Genomic DNA, 25,730 nt, shown 5'->3' with positions numbered 1-25,730 from the left:
TTATGATTAATGGGGTTTTTATTGGTTAACGATGGATTTAACCTTTCCCGGAATCGTGTACCCTACTGTAAATTCAAAAAAATCAGCTTTGGCTTTATGGGCTTTGATCTGCACCCCGGCAAACAGATGCTTGTCAAACCTATATCTTACCCCTATTCGCTCATAGATTGACAATTCCTGATTTTCTGTATTTCGATGTAGGTATGTCCCCAGTGCTATGGGCATGTATATTTTGTCGGTGAGATTCCATTCCCATGAACCTACGATGGCCAATGATGTTTGATTTTCAAATGTCCCTGGTTCTCCAGGATTTCGGCTTTCATAACCAGGGGCAAAAAACATATCCAAGCCCAGACCAATTTTATATTTGTAAGAGGCTTGCCACAAATAATTGACTCCCAATCCCCCTCTAAAATAGGTAGGCGCCCCTATGTCATAATTCTTATAGCCCAAGTAGGCTGCAATGTTCCAAAATCCACGTTTCTCCAAAGGAGGATAGTCAATCTCGCTTCTTTCAGGCAAACGATTTTGATCCAAGTTATACCTAATCCCAATAGCCAAAGGGGCCAAGTTAATTCCTGCATTGGGCTTTTTGGCCGAGCCATTGGAGTAATGCTTCAAGCCCAGCGTAGAAAACAAGCCAAACCGATCACTGAGCTGATAATTAGCTTTGAAACCAAAGTGAATATAGGCATTCAGCTCCGAGCCGATGTATTGATTCAATGGGTTTTCCAAAGAGTCATAAGGATTGAGGCCAAAGCCCAATCCAATCTGGGCATAGTATGAAAGGTTAAACTTTTTATAAATCCCATTTCTAGACATCGGAAATTCTCCAAAGCCATACACACCCATTGGCTGACCGATCTCCGTGTAGTAGGGAACGGCCATGGAAAGGCCCACCCCATAAGTTGGATAACGATGCAGCTGCTGGTAAAAATCTTCTGAGACTTTTCTCCATCCTATTCGGATATCAGCTCCTCGATAGGTGACTAAGTCCTTGACTTCATCCGCCCAGTCTTTTCCATTGCTGATCAAAGGCCCGGTCTCATAGGAAGCCTCAATAATCTTTTGGAATTTTTGCTGAGCCAAAGATCCTGAGCTAAATAGGAATAAGTTTAAGGCTATAAACAGTATCGAAAAATTGGTAATTCTCATGTCATACTCTTCGGCTCAAAGATACGCTTAATCCAATTTCCAGCCTTTTGTTTGTCATAAAAACTAAATGAAGAAATTGAAAAATCTCCATTAGCAAACAAAAAAGGGATGCCTGAGGACATCCCTTTTCGTATTACTAATCTTTGATATGATTTAGTTTTCTTGCCAGTTTGGACCTAGCAATTCAGTCAATTTCTTATTGTATTGCTCAGCTTCTGCTTCATTTTTCAATCTGGTATGGATCTGGAACAAAATCACCATGATATCGGTATCTTCTGGTCTCAATTCCAAAGATTTTTCAAAGTAAGGAATCGCATCAGAATAGTACTGATTAGCTTCTTCTCCCATTTGAGCAGATCTCTTTTCCCACTCATCATCAGATAGCGAGTTAAGTTCTGCAAGGATCTCTCTTGACTTCTCCAAAAGCAAAGCACCGGTGTAGTAGTTTCCTTCGTAGAAATTAGGATCTACTTCCACAGATTTTTTGTAATCATTCAAAGCACCTTCGATATCACCAGACTGCTCTTTCAGATATCCTGATCTCAACAAGATGGAGGTATTGTTTGGATCATTTGCCAAAGCTTCTTTGATCTGAGCCATTGCTTCATCCATTTTGTTCAGTTGAAGCAACAATTGGATTTCGTACTCAGCCAAGATTTTATCACCTGGATAGTCTTCTCTTGCAGCCATTACTACTTCATACGCTTCTTCTGGATTCTTGTCCTCTGTGCTGAGGATTTGGATCAAGAAGTAATAGGTATTCAATTTGTTGTAGTCAGGCACATCCAAAAGCAAGTTGAAGTGACGCTTTGCATCTTCGTATTTACCCAATTCATTTGCTAGATAAGCAGCATTGTAATGAATCGTGGTGTCTGTAGGATCAATCTCTCCCGCTAGGTTGAAAAACTCATAGGCCATTTCGAAATCATCCTGCTCATACTGGTTGATTGCTTTGTCAAATGAGGTGTTTTTCAACGTCATGATAGAATAAGGACGAAGATTGTCAGGTACACCTGTCATGTCTTCTGCATATACATCTTCTCCTACACCATCCGTCTTGTCTCCACCAGCCATTTGGAAAGTCTCCATAAATGTCTCCAAAGAAGCCTGTCCATATTCCAATGTTTCGGCAGTGTTAGAAGAGTCAGTTCCAAACATCTTAAGTTGGATCTGAGCTTTGAGTAAATAAGTTTCTGGATCTGAACCTGTTTCAGGATCTTGAATCGCTGCGTTCACTTCAGAAAGGGCAGTCGTCAGATCACCGTTTTTGAAGTTTTTTTCTGCGGAGCGAACCACTTTCTTTTGTCCAAAGGCAACGGTCGCGGCTCCGACCAATACCATTGATAAAATGAGCTTCTTCATTGATTAGCGTTTATCTTTAATTGTGTTTGGTTATTCAATGTTTTCTCCTGGCTCTTCAGAAGAATTGTCTGCAATTTGAGAAGAATCTGTATTTTCATCCTCCTCTTCTTTAGAAATTTTTTCAACGGACGATATCTCGTCTGCTTCCCCTACTTTGATGAGACGAACGCCCTGAGTAGCTCTTCCCATCACTCGCAAGTTGTCAACAGAGATTCGGATGATAATGCCCGACTTGTTGATGATCATCAAATCATCACTATCGACTACTTCCTTGATAGCAACCAGAGCACCTGTCTTATCCGTGGTATTCATGGCTTTGACACCTTTTCCACCACGATTGGTGATTCGATATTCATCCAGGTTGGATCGTTTTCCATATCCCTTCTCTGATACTACAAGCAAGGTCGCATTCTCCTCGGATGCACATACCATGCCAACCACAAAGTCTTTAGCATCATTTAAGGTGATGGCTTTCACACCTGTGGCAGTTCTTCCCATCGGACGAACGGCCGATTCATGGAAGTGAATCGCTCTACCAGACTTGGCCGCGATCACGATATGCTGATCACCATTAGTCATGTCCACATTCACCAGTTGATCATCTTCCCTGATATTCAAGGCGATAATACCATTGGATCTCGGACGACTATATTGCTCAAGTGTAGTCTTCTTGATCACCCCTTGTTTGGTGACCATCACCAAAAAGTGATTATTGATATAATCCTCATCATTCAGATCATCCACTTGGATAATAGAGCGGATTCTATCATCCTGCTCGATATTGATCAGATTTTGGATAGGTCTTCCTTTAGAGGTCTTACTTCCTTCCGGTATCGCATAGGTTTTGAGCCAGAAGAGCTTCCCTTTATCAGTAAAGATCAACAAGTAATTGTGTGTAGAGGCTGTGAAGAGGTATTCTGTGAAATCATCTTCTTTAGTACTGACTCCGCGAGATCCTACTCCTCCTCTGCCTTGAGTTCTATATTCGGTCAAGGCAGTCCTTTTGACATATCCGTGATGAGAGACCGTGATAATCACTTCTTCATTTGGAATCATGTCCTCGTAGCTGAAATCTTCAGCGTTGTGCTCGATCTCAGTACGACGGTCATCACCATAGCGGCCTTTCATTTCTGTCAGTTCCTCTTTGATGATATCCATTCGCTTATCTTCGTTTGCTAGGATCTCTTTGAGTTCTTCGATCAAAGCCATGATTTCTTTGAACTCCTGCAGGATCTTGTCTCGCTCCATTCCGGTAAGACGCTGCAATCTCATATCCAGAATCGCTCTAGCTTGGATCTCAGTCAAGTCAAATTTCTCCATCAAACCGTTACGGGCGGTTTCTGGATCCACGGAATTACGGATCAAAGAAATTACCTCATCCAGATTGTCCAAAGCAATCAGATACCCTTGGAGAATATGGGCTCTCTTTTCAGCTTCTTTTAATTCATACTCTGTTCTTCTGATGACCACCTCATGTCTGTGATTGACATAGTGAACGATCAGATCTTTCAGGTTCAATGTCTGTGGACGGCCTTTGACAAGAGCTACATTATTGACTGAGAATGAGGTTTGTAGCTGGGTATGCTTATAAAGATTATTCAGCACGACATTTGGCATGGCATCGCGCTTCAACTCATAGACAATTCTCATCCCGGAGCGATCTGACTCATCTCGAATAGCAGAGATTCCTTCGATCTTTTTCTCATTGATCAAAGCAGCAGTCTTCTCCACCATGTTGGCTTTATTGACCATGTATGGAATCTCGGTGATGATGATCATCTCCTTATTTCCATTGTCTTTGGTTTCGATGTTTGCTTTGCCTCGAACAACAATTCTGCCTCGTCCCGTTTCGAATGCGGCCTTGACACCATTGTAGCCATAGATGATCCCACCAGTCGGGAAATCAGGAGCTACAATATGCTCCATCAATTCTGGAATAGTAATATCCTTATTATCAATGTAGGCGATGATCCCATCGATGACCTCCGTCAGGTTGTGAGGCGCCATATTGGTCGCCATCCCTACTGCAATCCCAGAAGCACCATTCAAAAGGAGTGCTGGAACTTTGGCTGGAAGTACTACCGGTTCTTTAAGGGAATCATCGAAGTTGAACTGAAAGTCAACGGTTTCTTTATTGATATCTACCAAAAGTTCCTCAGCGATTCTCTTCAGCCTCGCCTCGGTATATCGCATCGCTGCAGCATTGTCACCATCAATGGATCCAAAGTTACCTTGACCATCTACGAGCTGATATCTCAAAGACCAAGGCTGCGCCATACGCACCATCGTCTCATAGACAGCTGAGTCACCATGCGGGTGATACTTACCAAGTACCTCCCCAACTATTCTGGCAGATTTCTTATAGGGTTTGTTATGCAATACGCCCAGCTCTTGCATTCCGTAGAGGATTCTACGGTGAACTGGTTTGAGTCCGTCACGGACATCAGGAAGTGCTCTTGAAACAATAACCGACATCGAATAATCGATGTAGGCTCCGCGCATTTCCTCCTCAATGTTAATGGGTATAATGTTCTCGTTTTCTCCTTGAGCCATAATATGCTATTCACAGGGTATATTAAGCCTGCAAGATAGTAAAAAGGTCAAGCTTTTGAAAAGAGAATCTTAAGTCTGGCTAAGCTTTTCGGGACTTAATACCATTGACCGATTTTTCGGTCCTGCAGTTTGAAAATCGAACTTCCACGATATTCTATCCCATTATGCATATGTTTCATGACTACGCCACAGCCGCCGATTTTGCATCGCTTGGTGCCTGGTATCCGAATAGAAAGCCCGACTTGCATCGCATACACCTGCTGATCAAGCCCTTGCATTTCCGAATAATCAGATGAAGCGTAAGTAAAGCTTCTGAATTCAGCCCCACCTTTGATGAAAAGCTTGGTATACTCCGAAAAATCCCGCTCTAGTCGAAGCCCAATTCCAAAGTAAGGTTTGTCTGCCACAGCCAATCTTGGAGTATAAGACCCATTAGTCGCCAAAGCAGGATCGTAGGCTTTTTTTAAGTTCAATTGACCAAACTCAGCTTCTGCAATCAATCTCCAAGGATAAATCTGTCTCACTCGCTGTCTCAATTCTGACTGCATGTAGAAGTTGGCTCCGGCATATTTGCGATAGCGCCATTGAAGGTATTTGGCCCGCTTGCTTGCATCCCAAAGTACCAAACCTACTGTACCATAATATTTGCTGATCTGATAAGAAGCTCCCTCAAACGCAAACTCCCAGTCTCCACCTTCCATGGGACTGAGATTGCCCCACTCCTGCCCATAGCCTCCACCGATGGTGATCGTATTGAAAATATTGATTCTTAGACCGGCATTGAAAAGCGGAAAGGTAGCATCACCCGATTTCATCTCGAGAGGATTTTCCTCCGAAATATCCAAGGGCTGATCAAAATTCCTGACCTGAGTCAAGGGATACAGACTTGGGTTTTCGGAATAGAAACTGGTTCCAAACTGCTGATAGGCTCCTCCACCTGAAATCTCCACGGCAAACATTTCCAGGATATTTCGGGTCACATTTCCTATGGATGATTCACTTTTAGGATTTTTGGCTTTTCTGCTGATTCCAAAAATATCTTCCTCCTGGGCAAAGGATGATAAGCTAAAAAGTAATAATGTAAACGAAAGAAATGCGTTTTTTAAATTCATAATACCAAAACGTAGGAGAATCAATTATTGTGTAAAAGGTATAAAAAAAGCCTCCAAAAAGGAGGCCAATTTATAGAATATTTGAATCTAGAGATTATTCTCCATCTCCTTCAGCTTCTTCCGCAGCTGCAGCTTCAGCTTTTTTTGCCTCTACGATAGAGTCGATTTTTTCCTTTACAGCAGGATCTGATTTAGCACCGTTCACCTTGTTGTAGGTAGATACTCCAAGCACTTCATCATCCATGATCAAGCCTGTTTTATATTCCTTTGCAGATTCCTGAAGGGAACCCATAAAATCAATCACTTCTTGGAAAGCAGCTTTCTCTTCCTCTGTCACTTCAGCCTCAGCCATTTTGGCGTCGTCACCCCAAGCAGCTTTTATTTCATTATATCTGGCCCCACCTTGGAAAATCTCATTCCCTGAAATCATATTTTTCAATTCCTCGGTCTTGTCATTGACAAATTGGGCAGTCAGAAACTCGACATTTGCGTACTTTTCAATCTCCTCATCAGTAACTGGCTCTTCTGAAGCTTCTTGTGCAAATCCGGTGAATCCTAGGAAGGCAAAAAACGCCCCAAATAGCAGAACTTTTTTCATAATCTTTTGTGAGTTTAGTTTACGATAAGCTTTCAAAGAAATACTCTAATGTCAAAAATCCAAGGGAAAACCCTCTTATTTAAGGATTTTTAGGATAAAAGGCCTCTTTTTTCAGAATTCACTCAAATTGACTTGAGTTCAGCAATAGTCTCGATTGGATCTGGAGAATTGAACACGAAACTACCTGCGACCAAGACATCTGCGCCGGCTTCAAGTAGTTTGGGGGCATTTTGAAGATTGACTCCCCCATCGATTTCGATCAAGGTTTTCGATCCCTTTTCTTGGATCAGCTGCTTCAGTCGGCTCACTTTGGAATAGGTATTTTCTATAAATTTCTGCCCTCCAAAACCTGGATTGACAGACATGATGCAGACTAGATCGATTTGATCCAAGCTATCGGCCAACAATTCTACGGGAGTATGTGGATTCAATGCTACTCCTGCCTTTGCTCCCAAGGCTTTGATGGCTTGAAGAGTTCGGTTCAGATGTGTGCAAGCTTCCCAGTGAACAGTAATGACCTCTGCTCCCGCTTTTCTAAAAGACTCTAGGTACTGATCCGGATTCTGGATCATCAGATGCACATCCAGTGGCTTTTTGGCATGTCTATGGATCGCTTCAGTCACCGGTATCCCAAATGAAATATTGGGAACGAAGAGTCCATCCATGATGTCTACGTGGATAAAATCTGCCTCAGAGGTATTGAGCATTTCGACTTCATGCTGAATATTGGCGAAATCCGCCGCCAGAATGGAAGGTGCAATCATTGATTTCATGAAAATTCGTTTGGCTTGCAAAAAACAAAAAATGACTCAATTCTCTAATTTAATAGCGAACAAGCTTTGTCTGTCTGATAAGATTTCCATCTCTCAGCTGTACGATGTAGAGTCCCGGCTTCACACCTTCTAGGGTCACCGAATATGCTTCTGTATTCGTGGATCGGTATAGCGTAGTGGCCTGAATTTTCTTTCCACTGACCTCTATGAGCTCATAGGCAGCACTCAAGCCAGACCCGAAGAATACTTTCAATTCATTTTCCCTCAGCGGATTGGGGAAGACCTTCCAAGGTTGGATTTCTCCGGATTGCTCTACGGATAGGATTTCACCATAGTATGCATCTCTGAAATTGGGAATCCCATACCCCATTTCATTATCCGGATTATCATATTGGCTGGCGCTTTTTAGAAGGTTTTGTACTAACTCGGCTCGTGTCCATTCAGGTTTGGCTTGCCATAGCCCTGCCGCCAATGCGGTGATCTGAGGAGCAGAAAAGGAAGTTCCATTTGCATAGCCCACATTGCCATTGGACCGGATGAGTGCTACACCACTACCAAAGGTCACCAAATCCGGCTTGATCCTTCCATCTCCTGTAGGACCTCTTGAGCTAAAAGACGAAATAGTCAAGTCTTGATTGACCGAACCTATCGCCAATACCAATGGCGAATCAGAAGGAGCCGTCAGACTAGATTCTCTTGATCCATAATTCCCTACACTATTCACCACCAAAATTCCTTTTTGGGAGGCCAAATTTGCAGCTTGAGTGATGATCGTAGTTTGTCCATCCAGATCTTCCAAGCTGTGGTTCATACTGGCATCATCAAAATCCCAATACCCTAAAGAACTGTTGATAATATCTATCCCTAATGAGTCCGCATATTCAGCTGCTCTAAGCCAATTAAACTCTTCTACTAGGTACTCAGTAGCCATCTCCTCTGTCATTGCCAAAAAATAACTGGCATCTGGTGCTCCAGAGACCAACTCTTCTGCATCATCCGCAGCTATCAGGGAAAGTACATTGGTACCGTGCTGATTGTCCTCATACACATTTGGATTCCAAGGCCTCACAAAATCTCTGGTGGCCAAAATCTGATCATTTGAAAATAAGTGAGCCAAGGCCTCAGATTCGTCAGTACCGGGAAAACCCGCATCAAAAACTGCTATCGCTATCCCCGCTCCTCTAAAACCTTCTTCATGCATGTCCGGAATACCTAGCAAAGAATTTTGAAAATCACTGGGTAGCTCTTTCACTTCAAGCTCTCGTTTATTCTCACCTCCCGGAGGGCAGATTTTCGATGTAGTAGATGCAAAAATCCTTCTTCCTATTCGTGCATTGGGACTGGGGATATAGCCTTTTGCTACTAACTCAACTTTGTCCACAAATGGCAAACTTGCCATTTCGATCGCGCCCAGTTCATCGGTCACAACCACAGAAGCATTCAACCATTTGCTTTGGTACAAAATATAATGAGACAAGGAATACAGCTCGTCTACATATTTTTGAGTCACTGGAAGGTCCGTGCTATCTGGAGACACTCCTTCCCTAGCTCTTCTTTCCAGTGCTTTGGAAGTCAAAAAATCCTGTGGTCTCTCCAAACTCAAGGACTCTTGCGGCTTGTATTTGAAGTAAACTGCATAGCGATCCTGAGCCCAGCCTTGTTGGCTAATCAGTATGCACAAGAATGCGAATATCAAAAAGAGTTTACTCTTCCCCATGATTAATCAGGTTCATTTGGATTTTGCTACCGGAGTCTATCAACTGGTCTCCGAGGCAATCATTTCTCGAACAATAAGTTAGTACTTCTGCATACAATTCTGTCATACCTACTCCTTTTTCATAGCTTTCGTAGCGAATATCCCGGAATGTGATCAGATCATCTTCGTTTTCCTGATCTACTTTGATGGAGTTTTGTCCCAGCCTTTCCAGATAAAACTCATCATCCTGCTCCGACCAATAGAGGTTGCCATCCCACACTTGTCCATCAGTGAGATTGGCGGCCAGCACGACAATCGGTTGATTCTGGATCGTACGCACCAAGCTTCCTTCACGCACAATCAGGGTATAATCGTACAGTTTGACCAAATCCAGTTGATTAGTGCTCTTACTTCTTGCTACTACAAAGACTTGTTCGCTAGCGTCATTGATGTAGACCGACCTGATCTTATCTCGGAGTTGATAGCGACTTTGCTCTGAGTCATTTTCTCCATAGTAAATGGTCTCCAGAACATCATATTCCCAATATTTACCAATGGTAAGTGGCATGTAATCCTGAGCCAACTCCAGGGTCGGCTCTTCTATTTCCCGATCACAGGAAGCCATTCCCCCCAAGAGTGTCAAACCAATCCATGCTTTTAGCAAAAAGCCTCTATTCATAGACTAAAAATAGAATGAATAAGTCAAAAAACCTGCACACCCGCATATCGGTGCAAAATTAGGATGAGAAAAACTTCATAGTTTTTACCTTAGCAGTTTAATACTAAATCATGGCCTTAAGTACATTCGTAAAAATAGGAGGAGTCACCAATCTCAGCGATGCCCGCTACTGCGCCGGCATGTATGTAGACGTATTGGGATTTGATATGGAAGATCACTCCGAAAAATTCGTCAATCCTACCCAATTTGAAGAGATTACAGGCTGGGTATCCGGAGTGGAGTTTGCCGCAGAGTTCCAAACCGAAACTGCAGAATACATTCTCCAAAAACTTGAGAAATATCCGACTGTTTCATGGATTCAGCATCGTAGTTTAGAAGTATTGACAGAGCTCATCGATTCCGGTAAAAACTTGATCTACGAGGTCAATATCAATGAAATCAAACATCTCGAAGCTGAAATTTCAGATCGTTTGGCAAATCTGGATATTTTTATCCTCCTGAGATCACCTCACGAAAAGCTGGAAGAAGATGAAGAAGAATCTATTTTGAAAATTTCAGATAAAGCATCTGTTCTTTTGGGATCCGGGATTACAGCTTTCAATGTCAACGCACTAAAAGAAAAACTGAAACTCCATGGCATTGCCTTGGAAGGTGGAGAAGAAATCAAGCCAGGATTGAAAGACTTCGATCAATTGGCTGAAATTTTGGAAGAATTGGAGCTAGAAGATTAAGCTAAATTCACAAAATCTCATATGCTGAAAGACAAAAAAGAAGCCTGACAAATGAATTTGTCAGGCTTCTTTTGTTTCGGCCCCTCTAGAGCCTCAAATCCAATTCTCTTTCATTTACTGATCAAAGAGATCAGAAGTCTTATAGGGGCTTTGAGATCCGGTGAAGAAAGAGCCGTCCACAAAACGATGAGAAACACCGATATCCTTGAGCTCCATCAGATCATGATCCGTCAATTTGACTTGAGCTGATTCCAAATTTTCAATGATTCGATTCTTATTTACTGATTTAGGAATCACCGCAACATCCCGATTAATTGACCAAGCAATCAATACTTGACCGGTGGAGATTCCCTGTCTGTTGGCAATTTCTTTCACCACAGGGTTTTGAAGCAATTTGGGATCATTGATATGTTTCTCTCCCCGACTATCTGGTGAGCCCAGAGGAGAATAAGCTGTCATCAGGATTTCATGTTCTTTACAAAACTGAACTAGAGCCTCTTGAGGAAGAAATGGATGCATTTCTACCTGATTCATTTCAGGCACTTCCTCTTTCATTTTGATCAGTTCTTTGAGCTTGCTTTGGTTGAAATTGGAAACCCCGATATGCTTGGTCTTCCCCAAAGACTTTTGCTCCTGCATCGCTTCCCATGTCTGGGTCAAGGGAACATCTTTATAAGTGTAGTATTCCTCTCTATGCTGCGCAAAACCAATCCCATGCTTGAAGGAAATCGGCCAATGGATGAGATATAGATCCAAATAATCCAAATTTAGCAAGTCCAGAGAACGGTCTATCGCTGGTCCTACATCCTCATGTCGATGAGAATCATTCCATAGTTTGGAAGTGATAAACAAATCTTGTCTCTTCACCAATCCGGCTTCAATGGCTTCCGCAATCCCCTTTCCCACTTCTTTCTCATTGCCATAGACTGCAGCACAATCAATATGCCTGTAGCCTGCTTCTATAGCCCAAAAAACAGCTTTCTGTACTTCGCCGGGGCCACTTTTCCATGTTCCCAATCCTAAGATCGGAAGGAGGTCTCCATTTCGGAATTTCAAATTCTTCATAGCATTAAATATCGGATTTCTCTAACTACTATCTACGAACAAATTGCTAAGAATAGATGAACAATTCAGCATCTTTCACGAGAACTTTGGTCTCATTGAACAGTTTATATCGATTCCATGCTAGTACTTACCTCATCAGCGCATAGCTTGTTTTAGAAATCACTGACTGTTTGCCTGGGCCATTTGAAACGCCTGAGTCGTGGTGTAATACTTGGTAATCATGAATGGCACCTCCCAATCGGCCATTTTCTTCTGCTCATAGTAGTTCAAAAACTGCTCTGTCACTTGCGCAAAATGCGCCTCATGCCCATTGTGGTAATGATCAGGAATTAAGACTTCATATTCTCCAGACTCCTTTTTTTCCAATGCTATTCCTGGATATTTATCCTGTAGAGTTTGTGTGATAGCCTGTTCCAAATCACCTTGGTTTTCTCCCAAAAGCTCCACATACAAAGCAGGACGATAATTTTCCTCGGCTCCTTGACGAATGATCAAGTTGGCTTTCGTTCCACGCATTTTACTGTAGTGCGTATCAGCCGTTCCCTCTGGTGCTTCAAAATTCCAAAGCACGGAAACCTTGGCGTGAATCCCTTTCAAGGTATAATTCATCAATCCATTGGCAGGTACATCCAATTGACCATTTGGATCAAAAGGAGCTTTCTTACCTGTTACTTTTTCATATTGAGCAGCATCAAGAGACGTAGATAGCAACTCAGCTTTAAGCATGGCTACATCCGTGGTATCCAATTTTTGCTCTGGAAAAAGCTCCCACTGAATCAAATCAACCAAGTGTGTGGTCACATCCACCAAGCCAGAACCTTCGATTTGAGTATCAAAAAACCACTCTGGTCTGACCAAAGGTTTTCCAGAAACATACTTGAAAAAGTGATGAACAGACTCTTTGGAAATGGCAGGATCTTCCAAACTTCCTTTTTCTATTGTTCCAAAAACCTCCGGTATCATCGACAATTCTCTTTGTAGCATGGTCGTGATCTCAAATCGCTCCGTCATGATATCAAAAAGCAACAAGTCTTGCTCCTCAGCAGTACCAAAAGCTTTCACCAGTTTCTGAAAACCAGACCGATCAATCACCAAAGGCTTATCAGCATAAACATGGATTCCGTTTTCGATAGCTGCACTGATATAGTCGATTTTGCGATCATTTTTACCAGCCACCACCATTACATTTCCGGGCTTTTGATCAATCATCTTCTGCAGATAATCCTGCCCTTTGTAAATCTCAAGGTCCCAAGAAGTCGGGTCTTCAGAGCGGGTATTGTAGCCTTCGATTCGAGTGAGATATTCTTTCAGTTCTTCCCCATCTGGTGCAAAAACATGGATGGTGGAATCGACCTGAGGATACATGGACTTATGAATCAAGCCTGCATGAAAATGCCCTGGATCCAAGGTCATGATTTTCAATTGTGAATCGTCTGCTTTAGTTTCTTTCATCTCTGATGAATCACAAGAAAAGAAAAGAAGGGCTCCTACGAGCCCTAAATAAGTATATTTCATAAAATCAATTTGTCTTAAACTTTGACATAATCAGTACCCCAAGGTCTGCGTTGCGTTCTGCTCAAGTAGGTATTCGCTTCTGGATCATTGATAAACTCTTCCTTCACTGGATCCCAATTCAATTTTCGGCCTAGCTTCATCGCGATATGACTGACCAAACAAACCGAACATGCTCTATGGCCAATTTCTACAGGAGAAAGCAATTCTGTCTCACCTTGAATAGCTCCCAGCCAATTGCCATGATGCTCGGTACTTTTGGTCAGGTGAATTTCGTCTGGACCAATCACAGAAGTTAGAATCTTAGGATCAGAAGCATCCAGTGCTTTGGCATTATTATTTTGAGCTACTGGATCTGAGGAAGAAGCTTGATAGTTTCCTCTAGAAACCCAAATCCAACCTTCGGTCCCTTCATAACGGATGCCATTCGGATAGCCTCCAGATGTAAATACATTCACTCCATTGTCATATTCTTGTTTTACCATGAAATCCCCATGGACATTCCAGAGTCCAGTTCTTGGGAATTCGGCAACTGCTTCGATATAACTAGGTCCCGTCAATTCGGTATCCATACCCCAAGCAGCAGAATCGTAATGGTGTTGTCCCCAACCAGTAATCATCCCAGCACCATAATTTTCCAATCTCAACCAGCCTGGTCGGCTATAGTCATGCTGTGGATGAACACCGATTTCAGTATAATGTACTTCAGGCGTAGAACCTAACCACATATCAAAATTTAGATTGCTTGGAACCGGCATCGCAGGAGCGTCTGGACCTGATGGATCGCCTGGAAGACCGATGCGAACGGTATGCAACTTTCCGATTCTTCCATTTCTCACCAGTTCGGCTGCAATTCGGAATTGCTCACTGGATCGCTGCTGAGTACCTAGCTGTAGCACAACCCCAGTTTTATTTACCACATCTACTAATTGACGGCCTTCTTTGATAGTCAGGGAGGTTGGCTTCTGCACATAAATATGCTTACCTGCAAGCGCTGCTTCCATAGCAGGCTGCGAATGCCAGTGATCTGGTGTAGAAATCACTACCGCATCAATATCTGGATTGAGTAGCATCTCGCGATAGTCGCCATACTCCTTCACATCGAGATAAGGACTGCCCATTTTTTTGGTATAGTAGGCTTCCACATACTTTTTACCATCAGCCATCCGCTTGCTATCCAAGTCAGACACTGCTATGATGCGTGCCACATCATGCCGCCAGGTGCCAGGCATGTCATGATCTCTTGCTATTCTTCCACAACCAATCTGACCAATATTGATCTTATTACTAGGTGCATTTTTTCCAAAAACAGATGCCGGTACTATCGTAGGAAAACCTAACGCTGCTCCGGCAACAGTTGATTTTTTGATGAAATCTCTTCTTTTCATTCGTCTTTATTTATATAACAGGGTGGTGTATTATTTGACAAAAGCTCTCCAATAGTTTTCAGCTTCTTCGGCACTCAACTCTCCATCGAAGACGATCATTCTATATTTAAGCGTATATTTTTTCTTGGGAAGAATCTCCCAAGACTCATGTCTAATCGGAGTAAACTCCACAAAGACATTTCCCTTTCTATCATAGTTGTCCTCGGGCCAAACGCGCAGTGGCTCTGGGTGAGCCTTGTTGGTATTATGACTGAGAATCAAAATGCCACTTTTCCCTTCTGGAGCATCAGTCTGTCCAGTGATCAATACCCATTTTGCTTCGGTCCCATCTGCGGTCATGCGCTGATCTCCATTGGAAGTCAAAATCGTACTGTTATCAGAACCCCAGACTTCGGTAGCTCTGAGCCCAAGGCCTCCTCCATAGCGATAATCATCCAACAAAATCCCCCCATCAATCTTAGTGGAAATCGTGCTGGTATAGTCCACTAGATATCTCCCCTTATCGGCAGGCTTTACTTTGATCCGCAGATCCTCCTCGATGGCAATTCGCTCAGACTCCGGGGCTTTAAGATCATAGTGATTTTGGCGAACATTCAGTTCTGCCGCACCACCTGCTTGCTTTTTGGAAATGACATGGTCAAAATCAACCCTGCCTTTTTCATCAGCCAAATTCCAAAAATCCACCTCACGCCCGCTGATCGTAGCCCGAGTCCAAGGACCCCAAATCCCATAATGATGATAGTGATCCTTTGGCTGAATCCTCGTCAAGACCTGACCACTGGGAGAAGCCATCGGATGTATAAATCCAGACTTACTATATGCTTCTTTTACACCTTCTGGCACAGGAACTTTAGCCTTTTGGTAAGTCAAGACGACCTGATCATCTATCTGGAAATCTACTGCAGTGGCAGTTTCTTTTAAAGAAACTTTTTGCGAAAACGATACCGTAGAAATCAGAATAAAAATGAGGCCTAGAAATAATTTTCTTTTGATACTCATGCAAAATTGGGGTTATTGGGCTTTCAAATCGAAGATAAAAAATCTCGACACAAAAGCCTTATTATCTAATTTATTACCCTATGAAGAAAACCCTTTTTTACGGAATCGTTTTCCTTTTATCCTCCCATTTTGCTTGCAGCCAAAGTCTACCTAATGTCGAATTGAATGAAGATTGGACTCAAAAAATCACAGAAATAGCCCCAGATAAAACCTCTTTTCCTTTCGAAAAAAAGAAAAAAGTACTCGTATTCTCGCTTCACACTGGTTTCAATCACTGGGTCATCCCCCATTCTGAAGAAATGATTCGAATCATTGGTGAAAAAAGTGGCGCCTTTGAGGTCATCGGTAGCAAAGACATCAAAGAGTTTGAGAAGAAAAATCTTGCGAAGTATGATGCTGTAGTACTTAATAATACCTGCTCAATCGGCGATCACAGAAATCTCTTCTGGGACGTCCTGAAAGCCAACACCGAAAAAGACTCAGCATCTCTGATGAAAGAAGCCAAGTCACTGGAATCTAACTTGATCAATTATGTCAAAAAAGGCGGTGGTCTGATGGTCCTACATGGCGGAAATACGATGTTGAATAATTCATGGGATTTCAGCAGATTGTTGGGAGGTAGCTTTGACTATCATCCTAAGCAACAAGATATTCATGTACGAATCGAAAATCCTTCACATCCTTTGGTTCAGGCGTTTCCAGCAGATGGCTTTACGCATAAAGACGAACCATACTTTTATAAAAATGCTTACGAAGAAGGCGATTTCACTCCCCTATTGTACTTCAACAATTCTGAAATCGAAAGTCAGCGAAAGGGCTCAGAAAAAACGGATGGTAAAACATACGTAGCCTGGATTCGTCCAGAGGGCAAAGGAAAAGTAATGTACTCATCACCTTCTCACAACGCACAAAGTTACCAAAACCCGGACTTACTCCAGTTTTTCTTGGATGGCTTGCAGTATGTGGTGGGTGACGTAGAATGTGACGAAACTCCAATCGGGAAATAAGCCAAAACCAAAAAAAGCTGCCAGTTGGCAGCTTTTTTTATGCTTTTCTTACAAATTCACTTTTCAGAGCCATCGATCCAAATCCATCGATTTTGCAATCTATATTATGATCTCCCTCTACCAGACGGATACTTTTCACCTTGGTACCGGCTTTGATCGGTTTCGGGGCACCTTTGACAGGCAAATCTTTAATGATCACTACCGCATCTCCATCCTGAAGCACATTTCCATTCGAATCTTTTACCTGAATCCCCTGCTCTTCTACTTCATCTTCGGGAGTCCATTCAAAGGAACATTCAGGGCAAACAAGTTTATCATCAAGTTCATATGCATAAGGAGAGCTGCAAGCTGGGCAAGGAGGTATATTCATACCTGCAATTTACACAATTCTACCGGGAGCTCGGCTCAATGGGTGGGTACATAAGAATACACAATCGCCTCTGCTGCCGTCCTACCTGACCTCATTGCAGCATTGATGGATCCATTGAGTAAGTAATCTCCAGCCAGATAAACACTATCTGTAACTTGACATTCTGTAAATGGGATTTCATATCTCAAATCTTCCACCACAGGTAGGGCGTGGTAAATAGAGTAACTTTTGACAAACTTGAAAAACTCTGCCTTGATTCCCGATACTTCCTCCAATTCGCGCTGTACGATGGGAATCAACTCTTTCTCTTCTAGAACATTTTCCAAAACTGTAACCGAAAGTAAAGATCTTCCATTGCCGCTATATTCCTGAGATACATCGTCCATGAACACCAAATTATTCACAACCTGACTACGGGTCAAAAGCCCAATCATCGGTCTCGCCAAAAACGACTTTTGTGTAGAAAAATAAAGATTGAGTACGGATCTAGCCTGACCAAACTGCCCTTGCATCTGAGGCATAATTCGGTCTGGCTGTACCGCTACGATGATTCTATCTGCTGTGATCACAGATCCATTTTCAAGATTTATTTGGTTTCCAATAATTTCTTTGACCCCAGAATCAAAGTAAATCTGTGTTTTGCTCAACTGCCTTCTCAACATTTCAGGTACCTCACCCATGCCTTTTGCTGGCACGGCAGCATGCCCCATGGCAAACATTTTAAACACATATTCAAACATCCTAGATGATGTATTCAGATGCATTTCCAAAAATACACCCCTGAAAAAAGGCTTGAAAAAGTTGGCTATAATCTGATCGGAAAAACCATACTTTTTCAAATATTGATGGGTAGGAAGAGAAGCTGAATTGAATATCTCCTCAAAACTTTTTTGCTTGAGTTCTCGAGTCAATGAAAACATTTTGATCTTGTCAAGCATGGTTCCGACTTTTGAAAATGCCATCCCAAGTATTTTGAGAGGGTTTCTGATCGGATCGGTGATAATGTAAGATTCTGAACCGTCCAAAATCACTGCTCCCGGATCAAATGTTTTCAAATTGAGTGCATCCAAATCCAAATACTTTTTCACTTCTGGATAGGCAGTATTTAATACCTGAAAACCATGATCCAGCAGAAAGCCGTCGTGTTGATCCGTCTTGATCCTCCCTCCGACCCGATGAGATTTTTCTAAAATGATGGGCGAGAAACCTGCTTTCTCAAGTTCCAATGCTGCCACGAGACCGGCCAAACCTGCGCCGATGATATATATTTTTTGATCTTCCATAGAAAATACACTAGCTGGGTAAAAGGATGCGAATGCAAAAACTTATTCCAAAACTTAACTAGAAAGACAGGAAAGAGTTTGAAGGATATTGAAAATTTCAAATCCACAAGCGGTTCAGCATTCCAAATTAGATTTTGTAAAATCGCACTAAATCACCTGACTATGAAAAAAATCACTCCACTTCTTTTGGCATTGCTTCTGATTTGCTCTCATTCTTTTGCTCAGAGATATTTCCCTACCAAAGGAAACTGGGAACAAAAAAGCCCGGCGGAATTAGGTCTTGATGCACAAAAAATCAAAGAGGCTGTTGACTATGCCATCGCTCATGAAAGCGAAGCCAACCCCAACTTGAAGATTGCACACTATGAATCGGCTTTTGGAAGGGAGCCTTTTGGCTATCCTGTAGGACCGATGAAAACTCGTGGTGCAGCCACCGGACTGATCATCTACAAAGGCTATGTAGTAGGCCAATGGGGAGATCCCGGTAGAGTGGATTTGACTTTTTCGGTAGCCAAAAGCTTCCTGTCTACTACAGCTGGACTGGCCGTACAAGAAGGCCTGATCCAAAGCGAGCAAGACCTAGTCCATCCCTATATGGCGCCGATATACCCGTATGATCCTGCCAAACTGATCGTCAACAAATCAGAACATCTGATGGAAGATGATGTGTTTGAGCTCTTTGATACCGAGCACAACCGCACCATCACTTGGGATCATCTACTCAGGCAAACTTCAGACTGGGAAGGGAGTCTATGGGGCAAACCTGACTGGGCCGATAGACCTGCAGAAGGAGTCGGTGCCAAACGAGCCCGTCCCCAAAATGCTCCCGGCAGTATATACGAATACAATGATACCCGAGTCAATGTACTTGCATTGGCACTTCTCAATGTTTGGAGAAAACCACTTCCGACTGTTCTCAAGGAGAAAATCATGGATCCTATTGCCGCTAGTGACACGTGGAGATGGACTGGCTACGAAAACTCCTTCGTCATCTTGGACGGTCAAATCATCCAATCTGTGAGCGGAGGCTCCCATTGGGGAGGCGGTATGATGCTATCTGCATGGGATCAGGCGCGCTTTGGCTATCTGACACTCAATGAAGGCAATTGGAACGGAGCTCAATTAATCGCAAAGGAATGGATAGCGAAATCCAAGATTCCCACTCCAGCCAATCCTGGCTATGGTTTCATGAATTATTTTCTGAATGAAGATCAAAAACAGGTTCCCAATGGTCCCAAATCTGCTTTTTTGCATATCGGAGCCGGAACCAATATGATCTATGTAGATCCAGAAAATGATTTGGTGGTGGTAGCACGCTGGATCCCAAATAGCGACAAAGCAGAACTAGTGCATCTGATTTTGGATAGCTTACCACAGTAAAAAACAAAACCCCGGCGGGGAGCCGGGGTTGGGCGTGATTTAAACAACTTTTCACTATTCCTTTTTTAGAACTCGGAAGGATAACCGTTTTTTTGAGTGCCTGTGTTCACCAACCTAACAACCTTATGAAACCCTTTACTCTAAAGTAAATTCTCAGGCACTCGAAACGAAATAAAATTCTGATTTCAGATAATTATTACTCGTTATGCATACAAATATACGGCGCTTTTCCAGAAGCAGTTACATTCTTTAAGATTAATTGACATTCATCAAATATCTGAACATCAAGACTATGAAGGATAAAAAAAATAGAGCGCTTAAAAGACGCTCTATTTTATGAATAGTAAATGATTTCTACTAAAACGAAATTAATTGTAGATTTCGATAGAACCACTGCTTACAGATCCTTTCACTGTTACAGCCGATCCATTATTGATTTCCAGGCTACCTGATGAGGAACTATCTCCTACCCGTACACGCCCACTTCCTGCCTGAAAACTAAAGTTGTACTCTGCAAAATCTGAATAGGTTTGCAGTCTAATACGTCCAGAGGAACAAGTCAAAACAGTATTGGCTCCGCCGATCCCAATTTCTGTTCCCTCAATACTACCAGAACTTACTCGAAGATTTTGAATTTCATTGACCCGCTCCATGTGTAGATTTCCAGAACTGATTTGAGAGTTTAAAGCTCCGCTGAGATTCTTCAGACGAATCACACCACTGGACACATTCAGCTCCGCATCACCTAGCACATCGTCAAATTCCAAGCGACCTGACCCGGCATTTGCAAGCAACTTTCCTTCTAGATCAAAACCTTTGATAGTCCCCGAACCTACTTCTGCATCTATTTCATTGGCAGAGACTCGATAAAGTTCAATCACTCCTGAGCCCGCATCGAAGTCCAATTCATCTCCTTGCACATTGCTGATACGGACTATCCCCGAACCGGACTCGACATCCAGTTCCATAGCAGTCGGCCCTGTGATATACAACACTCCTTGATGCCTACCAGACCCTATTAGATTTTTCTGATCCAGCTCGATTTCTAATACATCCCCTTCCACATAATACTCCAAACGATAAGATCCAGGACGGGTAGACTCCAGCGTACCAGTCATCAAGACTTCATCTTGCCCTTCTATCCCTTCATAGATCACTTCCAAAAATCCTGATTCAATCTGGATTTCCTTGATTCCTGCATATTCTTCACTGATAGTTTGCACTACTTCCATGGTGCCATCACCACAGGAAGTCAAGAATGCTGTGCTGCAAAGAAGTAATCCCATATTGGCCGCCGTTCTTAATTTCATTTTATTTTTCATGTTGGTTTAGTTTTCAAATAAATTTAAATGTCTTCTCAAGTATCTCTGGATTCGGAGTATTCCGATTTTTTCCAGACTTTTATTTTAAGACAACCGAGATTCAATCCCCCCCTACACCTTCTCAAAAAAAAATGATCGCATCCACTCCATCTCCTCCCTATTATGCAGTGATTTTCTCCAATATCAGATCTGATGTAGAGAAGGGATATGCAGAGACTGCTCAATTGATGCTGGAGCTCGCAGAGCAACAACCTGGATATCTGGGACATGAAAGTGTCAGAGATGGACTGGGAATCACCATCAGCTATTGGAAAGACCTGGAATCCATCCGTCTCTGGAAATCCCAATCTGACCACCAGCTAGCACAACAAATGGGCAGAGACCAGTGGTATACATCTTACAAGACAAGAATTTGCCGGGTAGAGAGAGACTATGGCTTTGAAGCAGATCAAAAAGAATAACCCAATCCAACTCCACCATACAGCGGCCAAAAACCATTGTTATTGAAAATTGGATTAATGTTGATTTTCCAAGTGAAGCCTCCATCTACCGGAACTTTGCGATAGCCAAAATTCAAGGTACCCATCACGCTGGGAGAGCCATCAATATCCAAAATGAAACTGTAAGGATCACTTTCATAGCTATTGCAGACATAATTCCCATCCTGATCATAATACCAATTGGAGCAGTAGGTATAATCATCATTGCTAAAAGCCAGGAAGGTAGCTCCCACGCCAAATTCGAAATAGTGAGGCCCCTTTCCGTACAGGCGATTGACCATGATCGGAGCTGAGAAAAAAGATTCGCCTCCGGATACAGTATAGCCACCTACTCCGATCCGCATGCCCCAAGAATCCATTTTTTCCTTATCAAATCGGAAATCATAATTGAAGCTATACGGCAAACCGGCACCACCGATTTCCAGATAAAAAGACTGAGTCGGTAGCTTTTCTACTTCTTGAGCAAAAGAAATTTGGCAAAACAAGAGAGAGGCCAAAGTGAAAATTAAAAATTTCTTCATCGTGTATCGTATTTCTAGCTAGATACGTCTTTTCTTCAGAATTTGATACAAGCAAGCGGAAGCAAATTGGTAAGGCTTCCATTTTCACCTACTGAAATTTTGACCAATTTTGCTATTATGACTCACAAAGGCCTCAAATCCACACTATTTTTTTGCTTTGCATACCTTATCGCTTTGGTGGCGAGTTCTTGTGTAGATGAGACAGACCCAAACATTTGGGGGCCATGTCCCGGGCCTGTTGATGCCAACTTAACAGATCTGGAGATCTACTTCAGCCCATATATCACGGAGAGCTTTGCTACCGAAGATGACACAGTCTCCATTGAAAACTTCCGGGTCAATCTCAATGCAGAAGCAGAATTTGTTTCAGAAGTTAGAAACAGTTCTTTTTTGCCGGGCAATGTCTATGCTCTATCCTGCGCAGTCGCCTACAATCTGCTCAACGTCTCCCAGATATCCATTTTTCTCAACGAGGATTTTGGAACTCTTTCCAAGGATCAAAATATTTCTGATTTGTTTGAAAATTATGAGGAAGTCGCACTTTCGGATATCAATGATTTCACCAAATTCTACCAATATCTTGAATTAAACTACGTAGGAGATGCAGCCAATTATTCCCAAATGAATATCAGAACTGTTGTCTTTTTGAAAAATGGTAGCCAAATCGTCGTAAATTCGGTTTCTCCTAAACTGAAAACAGACTGATATGCTTCGAAAAATCTTCTTAGGACTTTTTGCCACGGCCATGGTAGCAGTGATAGTTTACATGCTTGGCCCAAAAGTCGAACGGGAACAGATTGAAATCAATTTCCCAGAAGTCCCATCTCGAATTCACGATCTGGAAACTTACCTCCATACACGTGAAGATACGGTCCAAGGACTCAAGGCTGGCAATGAAGCCTACATCGTATGGGCTGATTCGGCCAACAAGCGAAAAACACCCTATTCCATCGTCTACATTCATGGCTTCGGAGCCAGTCCCATGGAGGGAGATCCTGTTCACAGATTTTTAGCGGAGCATTTTGGTGCCAATTTATTTGTGACACGCCTACCAGATCATGGTGTCAAGCGACCCAATGGACTGGAATACCTATCCGCTCAGCAGCTAGCCGATGCTGCAGGTGAAGCTTATCAGATCGGCAAAAGTCTGGGAGACGAGGTCATTGTAGTCGGTACTTCCATGGGTGGTGCCCTCACAACACTACTAGCTAGTCAGCAGCCTGACATCAAAGCAGTTGTGCTCTATTCCCCTGCTATGCGAGACTATGGAACTAAACTGGAAGCTTTCTTTTCTCCATGGTCAAAAACTCTAATGGAAAAAACCATGATGGAGAATAAGGTGATCCATCAGGATAGAGAAGGGGAAAAAGCAGCCTACTGGTCGGAAGATTACCATATCAATGCCTACGAAAGTCTGGCTGTCTTGCTTTATGGCAATATGAATCAGGAGACTTATTCCAAAATCAACCAGCCCCTTTTCTTGGGTTATTATTACAAAAGTGACGAAGAACAAGACCATGTCGTCTCCGTCCCTGCCATGTTGGAAATGTTTCAGCAAATCTCTACTCCCTCCAATCTCAAGGTGGAAAAAGCATTTCCACAATCAGGAGATCATGTAATAGCGAGTTCCATCACGTCAGGGGATTGGGAAGGAGTTCTGTTTGAAACGATTGACTTTCTGGAAAACGTCGTAGGAATCGCTCCCAGACCTGAATTCCTAGAGAAAATCAATGAGATGATGGAAGTACAAGAGATGAAAGCTTCCCAAGAAAAGCTGTGATTATTTCAATTCCCATTGAAACGGCTGAGCCGGTAGTCCTTCGGAATTGATCAGGTTGACTTCGGGGTTATCAGCCCAAGCATAGCGGACCTCAACTGGCTCAAATCCATCTGGGCACTTAATCTTAATCTGATCTTTTCCTTCCAATTCACCCTTCACTGCTATCCATCTTCCGCTTTGGTTTTTCACTGTAAAAGCCAAAGCTTCTCCTCCTACGACCAGTTCCAGCCCATCTCCAACAGAGTCAAAAGTCAGTTGAAGGCTTGCTCCATTTTGGGCAACTTCTTTGATTTGTGGGCCTGAAGCAATGACATTTTCTCCAAAAGCAACATTTTGAGCCAATCTCCATAGACGCTCTCCGACATCTTTCTTGTTTCGTGGGTGAATATCTCCTTCCTCTCCGATATCAATGATCACAGCCATTCCGGTTTGTGGTAGTTCCAGAGTAGCTCGTTGCGCTTCCCTCAATGCTGCCCAATTGCTTTCAGGTTGCACTTCCTTTCGCTCCATGTAATTGGCCAGCTGCACAAACAAAAAAGGCATGTCTTCCAGCTCCCAGATCGATCTCCAATTGGTGATCATCGTCGAAAATAAGTCTTTGTACTCCGCTGCTCTTCCCGCATTGCTTTCACCCTGATACCAGATGGTCCCTTTGACTTCATAGTTTTTCAAAGGATAAATCATCGCATTGTACATGGCTCCGGGTTTCCAGTTTTGCCAGGTTACTTCTGGAAGCAAAGGCTCCACGATCTGATTGGAATACGCCCATGTACCTTCCAAATTAATTTTTCTACCTCGCTGGAGAAAATACATCTCATCTTTGGCTCCGAGGGAAGGGCGATTATTCCATGTATTGATCACACGGACACTGAGTACATTTTTTCCTTCAAAAAGTAAATCCGAATCTATCTGCAATTCCGGCATGGCAGTCCCCCAATCTTTGTAGTGAACCTGCTGACCATTGATATAGACATATGCCATCTGATCCATGTAAGGCAAGATTAAGCTCAAACTATCTGTCGAGCTCAACGTAAATTCTTTACGAAACCAAGCAATATCGCTGAATGGATTTTGTGAGGGTAGCTGAACTCTTTTCCAAGCGGCATCTGAATAAGAAACAGAAGAAACCTCTCTAGCCAACGCAGAATCCGGTCGTTGAACCATCAAATCCCGCATTTCCCTACGCTTATCATTTTCCAAAAACTCCTTGTTCCATTTATCCTGATTGGCAATCATGTCATCAGCCTCTTCCTGAAATGACATCCCTTCCATTTCAGCCAAAATTTCCGCATCTGTCCAACCTTCAGCCGGAGTTCCACCCCAATTGGACTCGATGATCCCCACAGGAACTTTTTTCTGATGATGGTTTTGCTTTGCAAAAAACCAGGCTACCGCAGAAAAATCGGGCAAATTCGTAGAATCAGCGACTTTCCAACTTCCCTCGGGAATGTCGTCTTGCTTCAGCGCTGCATAAACTCTGGGAACCTTAAAAAAACGGATTTCCGGATTTCCACCCGATTCGAATTCAGCTTCGGCACCTATGACTCCAGACTTAAGAGGCCATTCCATATTAGATTGACCACCAGCAAGCCATACATCACCAAAGTAGACATCTTGAATCTGTACCTGATTGACTTTCATCAGGTGGGGACCGCCAGCTTTGGTAGCCGCCAAGCCGATGACCCATGTGCTGTCCTCAAGTACTTCCGTGCTCGACATCAGACCAGCCACCGAGACCCGAACCTTTTCTCCTGGTATTCCCTTTCCCCAAACCTTGATGGGTTGATCCCGCTGCAAAACCATTCCTTCAGAAATGATTTTTGGCAAAAAAACAGGCGATTCAAACTTCTCTTGACAACTGCTCACAAGGATATAGATCAACAGCAACAGAGGGATTAACTTTTTCATGGGTGATTGGGTTCTCTGGAAATTTGAGAAAAATAT

At 42.8% G+C, this 25,730-nt stretch carries 23 protein-coding genes; 6 read left to right on the top strand and 17 right to left on the bottom strand.

Translation table 11 applies throughout. From position 1 onward, the window contains the following. Nucleotides 1–18: 18 nt before the first annotated feature. The 8 genes from G460_RS0102205 to G460_RS0102165 all read right to left on the bottom strand — a co-directional run bounded on the left by G460_RS0102205 (nt 19) and on the right by G460_RS0102165 (nt 9,928). Nucleotides 19–1,155, bottom strand: coding sequence for an acyloxyacyl hydrolase (locus tag G460_RS0102205; protein WP_026953836.1), 1,137 nt, complete (start codon nt 1,153–1,155; stop codon nt 19–21). Between the two features lie 153 nt (nt 1,156–1,308). Further along, nucleotides 1,309–2,517, bottom strand: a complete 1,209-nt coding sequence (locus tag G460_RS0102195; RefSeq protein WP_026953835.1) for a tetratricopeptide repeat protein — start codon at nt 2,515–2,517, stop codon at nt 1,309–1,311. Nucleotides 2,518–2,547: 30 nt separating this feature from the next. Next, the gene (gene gyrA / locus G460_RS0102190) at nt 2,548–5,070 is read right to left on the bottom strand and encodes a DNA gyrase subunit A (RefSeq protein ID WP_026953834.1); all 2,523 of its coding nucleotides are present in this window, start codon (nt 5,068–5,070) and stop codon (nt 2,548–2,550) included. Between the two features lie 95 nt (nt 5,071–5,165). After that, a complete protein-coding gene (locus G460_RS0102185; RefSeq protein ID WP_026953833.1) occupies nt 5,166–6,182 on the bottom strand; it encodes a hypothetical protein in 1,017 nt (338 codons plus the stop codon). 94 nt (nt 6,183–6,276) lie between these two features. Then, nucleotides 6,277–6,780: a hypothetical protein gene (locus G460_RS0102180; RefSeq protein ID WP_026953832.1), complete on the bottom strand. Its 504-nt coding sequence runs from the start codon at nt 6,778–6,780 to the stop codon at nt 6,277–6,279. 122 nt (nt 6,781–6,902) lie between these two features. Beyond that, complete coding sequence (gene rpe, locus G460_RS0102175) at nt 6,903–7,553, bottom strand: ribulose-phosphate 3-epimerase (RefSeq protein WP_026953831.1); 651 nt, start codon at nt 7,551–7,553, stop codon at nt 6,903–6,905. A 49-nt stretch (nt 7,554–7,602) separates the two neighbouring features. Next, the gene (locus G460_RS0102170; RefSeq protein ID WP_026953830.1) at nt 7,603–9,270 is read right to left on the bottom strand and encodes a S8 family serine peptidase; all 1,668 of its coding nucleotides are present in this window, start codon (nt 9,268–9,270) and stop codon (nt 7,603–7,605) included. Next, complete coding sequence (locus G460_RS0102165) at nt 9,257–9,928, bottom strand: hypothetical protein (protein WP_051315881.1); 672 nt, start codon at nt 9,926–9,928, stop codon at nt 9,257–9,259. Before G460_RS0102165 ends, G460_RS0102170 begins: the two co-directional genes overlap by 14 nt. A gap of 110 nt (nt 9,929–10,038) precedes the next feature. Between G460_RS0102165 and trpF the strand changes: the two genes are divergently transcribed. After that, a complete protein-coding gene (gene trpF / locus G460_RS0102160) occupies nt 10,039–10,659 on the top strand; it encodes a phosphoribosylanthranilate isomerase (protein ID WP_026953828.1) in 621 nt (206 codons plus the stop codon). Between the two features lie 114 nt (nt 10,660–10,773). On the opposite strand, the gene G460_RS0102155 is transcribed toward trpF, so the two are convergent. The 4 genes from G460_RS0102155 to G460_RS0102140 all read right to left on the bottom strand — a co-directional run bounded on the left by G460_RS0102155 (nt 10,774) and on the right by G460_RS0102140 (nt 15,623). Then, a complete protein-coding gene (locus G460_RS0102155; protein WP_026953827.1) occupies nt 10,774–11,724 on the bottom strand; it encodes an aldo/keto reductase in 951 nt (316 codons plus the stop codon). 159 nt (nt 11,725–11,883) lie between these two features. After that, the gene (locus G460_RS0102150) at nt 11,884–13,239 is read right to left on the bottom strand and encodes a putative oxidoreductase C-terminal domain-containing protein (protein ID WP_026953826.1); all 1,356 of its coding nucleotides are present in this window, start codon (nt 13,237–13,239) and stop codon (nt 11,884–11,886) included. A 14-nt stretch (nt 13,240–13,253) separates the two neighbouring features. Beyond that, complete coding sequence (locus G460_RS0102145) at nt 13,254–14,624, bottom strand: Gfo/Idh/MocA family protein (RefSeq protein ID WP_026953825.1); 1,371 nt, start codon at nt 14,622–14,624, stop codon at nt 13,254–13,256. Nucleotides 14,625–14,654: 30 nt separating this feature from the next. Continuing rightward, nucleotides 14,655–15,623, bottom strand: coding sequence for a DUF6807 domain-containing protein (locus G460_RS0102140; protein ID WP_026953824.1), 969 nt, complete (start codon nt 15,621–15,623; stop codon nt 14,655–14,657). Between the two features lie 80 nt (nt 15,624–15,703). Here G460_RS0102140 and G460_RS0102135 point away from each other — a divergent pair, with 80 nt between their 5' ends. Beyond that, nucleotides 15,704–16,630 (top strand): ThuA domain-containing protein, encoded by a 927-nt coding sequence (locus tag G460_RS0102135; RefSeq protein ID WP_026953823.1) that lies wholly within the window; start codon nt 15,704–15,706, stop codon nt 16,628–16,630. 37 nt (nt 16,631–16,667) lie between these two features. Here the strand turns inward: G460_RS0102135 and G460_RS0102130 are convergent, their stop codons facing one another. Then, entirely contained in the window at nt 16,668–17,000 is a 333-nt protein-coding gene (locus tag G460_RS0102130; protein WP_026953822.1) for a zinc ribbon domain-containing protein YjdM, read from the bottom strand. Nucleotides 17,001–17,035: 35 nt separating this feature from the next. Beyond that, the gene (locus G460_RS0102125) at nt 17,036–18,283 is read right to left on the bottom strand and encodes an NAD(P)/FAD-dependent oxidoreductase (protein ID WP_026953821.1); all 1,248 of its coding nucleotides are present in this window, start codon (nt 18,281–18,283) and stop codon (nt 17,036–17,038) included. Between the two features lie 162 nt (nt 18,284–18,445). Here G460_RS0102125 and G460_RS0102120 point away from each other — a divergent pair, with 162 nt between their 5' ends. Further along, nucleotides 18,446–19,663 (top strand): serine hydrolase domain-containing protein, encoded by a 1,218-nt coding sequence (locus tag G460_RS0102120; protein ID WP_026953820.1) that lies wholly within the window; start codon nt 18,446–18,448, stop codon nt 19,661–19,663. A gap of 368 nt (nt 19,664–20,031) precedes the next feature. Here the strand turns inward: G460_RS0102120 and G460_RS0102115 are convergent, their stop codons facing one another. Then, on the bottom strand, nt 20,032–20,985 hold the full coding sequence (locus G460_RS0102115; protein WP_026953819.1) for a DUF4097 family beta strand repeat-containing protein: 954 nt from the start codon (nt 20,983–20,985) through the stop codon (nt 20,032–20,034). A 131-nt stretch (nt 20,986–21,116) separates the two neighbouring features. Here G460_RS0102115 and G460_RS0102105 point away from each other — a divergent pair, with 131 nt between their 5' ends. After that, nucleotides 21,117–21,446, top strand: coding sequence for an antibiotic biosynthesis monooxygenase family protein (locus tag G460_RS0102105; RefSeq protein ID WP_026953818.1), 330 nt, complete (start codon nt 21,117–21,119; stop codon nt 21,444–21,446). Here the strand turns inward: G460_RS0102105 and G460_RS0102100 are convergent. After that, a complete protein-coding gene (locus tag G460_RS0102100; protein WP_026953817.1) occupies nt 21,434–22,006 on the bottom strand; it encodes a hypothetical protein in 573 nt (190 codons plus the stop codon). The genes G460_RS0102105 and G460_RS0102100 overlap by 13 nt on opposite strands. Nucleotides 22,007–22,123: 117 nt before the next feature. Here G460_RS0102100 and G460_RS0102095 point away from each other — a divergent pair, with 117 nt between their 5' ends. Both G460_RS0102095 and G460_RS0102090 read left to right on the top strand, forming a co-directional pair. Then, nucleotides 22,124–22,711, top strand: a complete 588-nt coding sequence (locus G460_RS0102095) for a hypothetical protein (RefSeq protein ID WP_157366848.1) — start codon at nt 22,124–22,126, stop codon at nt 22,709–22,711. A 1-nt stretch (nt 22,712) separates the two neighbouring features. After that, complete coding sequence (locus tag G460_RS0102090) at nt 22,713–23,786, top strand: alpha/beta hydrolase (protein ID WP_026953815.1); 1,074 nt, start codon at nt 22,713–22,715, stop codon at nt 23,784–23,786. On the opposite strand, the gene G460_RS0102085 is transcribed toward G460_RS0102090, so the two are convergent. After that, nucleotides 23,787–25,694 carry a sialate O-acetylesterase gene (locus G460_RS0102085; RefSeq protein WP_026953814.1) on the bottom strand — a complete coding sequence of 636 codons (1,908 nt, stop codon included), beginning with the start codon at nt 25,692–25,694 and terminating at the stop codon, nt 23,787–23,789. Nucleotides 25,695–25,730: the final 36 nt, after the last annotated feature.

The organism is Algoriphagus vanfongensis DSM 17529 (genome assembly GCF_000429465.1).
Taxonomy (GTDB): Bacteria; Bacteroidota; Bacteroidia; order Cytophagales; family Cyclobacteriaceae; genus Algoriphagus; species Algoriphagus vanfongensis.
The sequence above is the reverse complement of the archived record's forward strand: the minus strand, read 5'-3'. Positions and strand labels throughout refer to the sequence as shown.

What these genes read in the sequence shown, in the direction of transcription:
- G460_RS0102205 (WP_026953836.1), bottom strand. Translation starts at nt 1,155, where the DNA reads ATGAGAATTACCAATTTTTCGATACTGTTTATAGCCTTAAACTTATTC.
- G460_RS0102195 (WP_026953835.1), bottom strand. Translation starts at nt 2,517, where the DNA reads ATGAAGAAGCTCATTTTATCAATGGTATTGGTCGGAGCCGCGACCGTT.
- gyrA (WP_026953834.1), bottom strand. Translation starts at nt 5,070, where the DNA reads ATGGCTCAAGGAGAAAACGAGAACATTATACCCATTAACATTGAGGAG.
- G460_RS0102185 (WP_026953833.1), bottom strand. Translation starts at nt 6,182, where the DNA reads ATGAATTTAAAAAACGCATTTCTTTCGTTTACATTATTACTTTTTAGC.
- G460_RS0102180 (WP_026953832.1), bottom strand. Translation starts at nt 6,780, where the DNA reads ATGAAAAAAGTTCTGCTATTTGGGGCGTTTTTTGCCTTCCTAGGATTC.
- rpe (WP_026953831.1), bottom strand. Translation starts at nt 7,553, where the DNA reads ATGAAATCAATGATTGCACCTTCCATTCTGGCGGCGGATTTCGCCAAT.
- G460_RS0102170 (WP_026953830.1), bottom strand. Translation starts at nt 9,270, where the DNA reads ATGGGGAAGAGTAAACTCTTTTTGATATTCGCATTCTTGTGCATACTG.
- G460_RS0102165 (WP_051315881.1), bottom strand. Translation starts at nt 9,928, where the DNA reads ATGAATAGAGGCTTTTTGCTAAAAGCATGGATTGGTTTGACACTCTTG.
- trpF (WP_026953828.1), top strand. Translation starts at nt 10,039, where the DNA reads ATGGCCTTAAGTACATTCGTAAAAATAGGAGGAGTCACCAATCTCAGC.
- G460_RS0102155 (WP_026953827.1), bottom strand. Translation starts at nt 11,724, where the DNA reads ATGAAGAATTTGAAATTCCGAAATGGAGACCTCCTTCCGATCTTAGGA.
- G460_RS0102150 (WP_026953826.1), bottom strand. Translation starts at nt 13,239, where the DNA reads ATGAAATATACTTATTTAGGGCTCGTAGGAGCCCTTCTTTTCTTTTCT.
- G460_RS0102145 (WP_026953825.1), bottom strand. Translation starts at nt 14,624, where the DNA reads ATGAAAAGAAGAGATTTCATCAAAAAATCAACTGTTGCCGGAGCAGCG.
- G460_RS0102140 (WP_026953824.1), bottom strand. Translation starts at nt 15,623, where the DNA reads ATGAGTATCAAAAGAAAATTATTTCTAGGCCTCATTTTTATTCTGATT.
- G460_RS0102135 (WP_026953823.1), top strand. Translation starts at nt 15,704, where the DNA reads ATGAAGAAAACCCTTTTTTACGGAATCGTTTTCCTTTTATCCTCCCAT.
- G460_RS0102130 (WP_026953822.1), bottom strand. Translation starts at nt 17,000, where the DNA reads ATGAATATACCTCCTTGCCCAGCTTGCAGCTCTCCTTATGCATATGAA.
- G460_RS0102125 (WP_026953821.1), bottom strand. Translation starts at nt 18,283, where the DNA reads ATGGAAGATCAAAAAATATATATCATCGGCGCAGGTTTGGCCGGTCTC.
- G460_RS0102120 (WP_026953820.1), top strand. Translation starts at nt 18,446, where the DNA reads ATGAAAAAAATCACTCCACTTCTTTTGGCATTGCTTCTGATTTGCTCT.
- G460_RS0102115 (WP_026953819.1), bottom strand. Translation starts at nt 20,985, where the DNA reads ATGAAAAATAAAATGAAATTAAGAACGGCGGCCAATATGGGATTACTT.
- G460_RS0102105 (WP_026953818.1), top strand. Translation starts at nt 21,117, where the DNA reads ATGATCGCATCCACTCCATCTCCTCCCTATTATGCAGTGATTTTCTCC.
- G460_RS0102100 (WP_026953817.1), bottom strand. Translation starts at nt 22,006, where the DNA reads ATGAAGAAATTTTTAATTTTCACTTTGGCCTCTCTCTTGTTTTGCCAA.
- G460_RS0102095 (WP_157366848.1), top strand. Translation starts at nt 22,124, where the DNA reads ATGACTCACAAAGGCCTCAAATCCACACTATTTTTTTGCTTTGCATAC.
- G460_RS0102090 (WP_026953815.1), top strand. Translation starts at nt 22,713, where the DNA reads ATGCTTCGAAAAATCTTCTTAGGACTTTTTGCCACGGCCATGGTAGCA.
- G460_RS0102085 (WP_026953814.1), bottom strand. Translation starts at nt 25,694, where the DNA reads ATGAAAAAGTTAATCCCTCTGTTGCTGTTGATCTATATCCTTGTGAGC.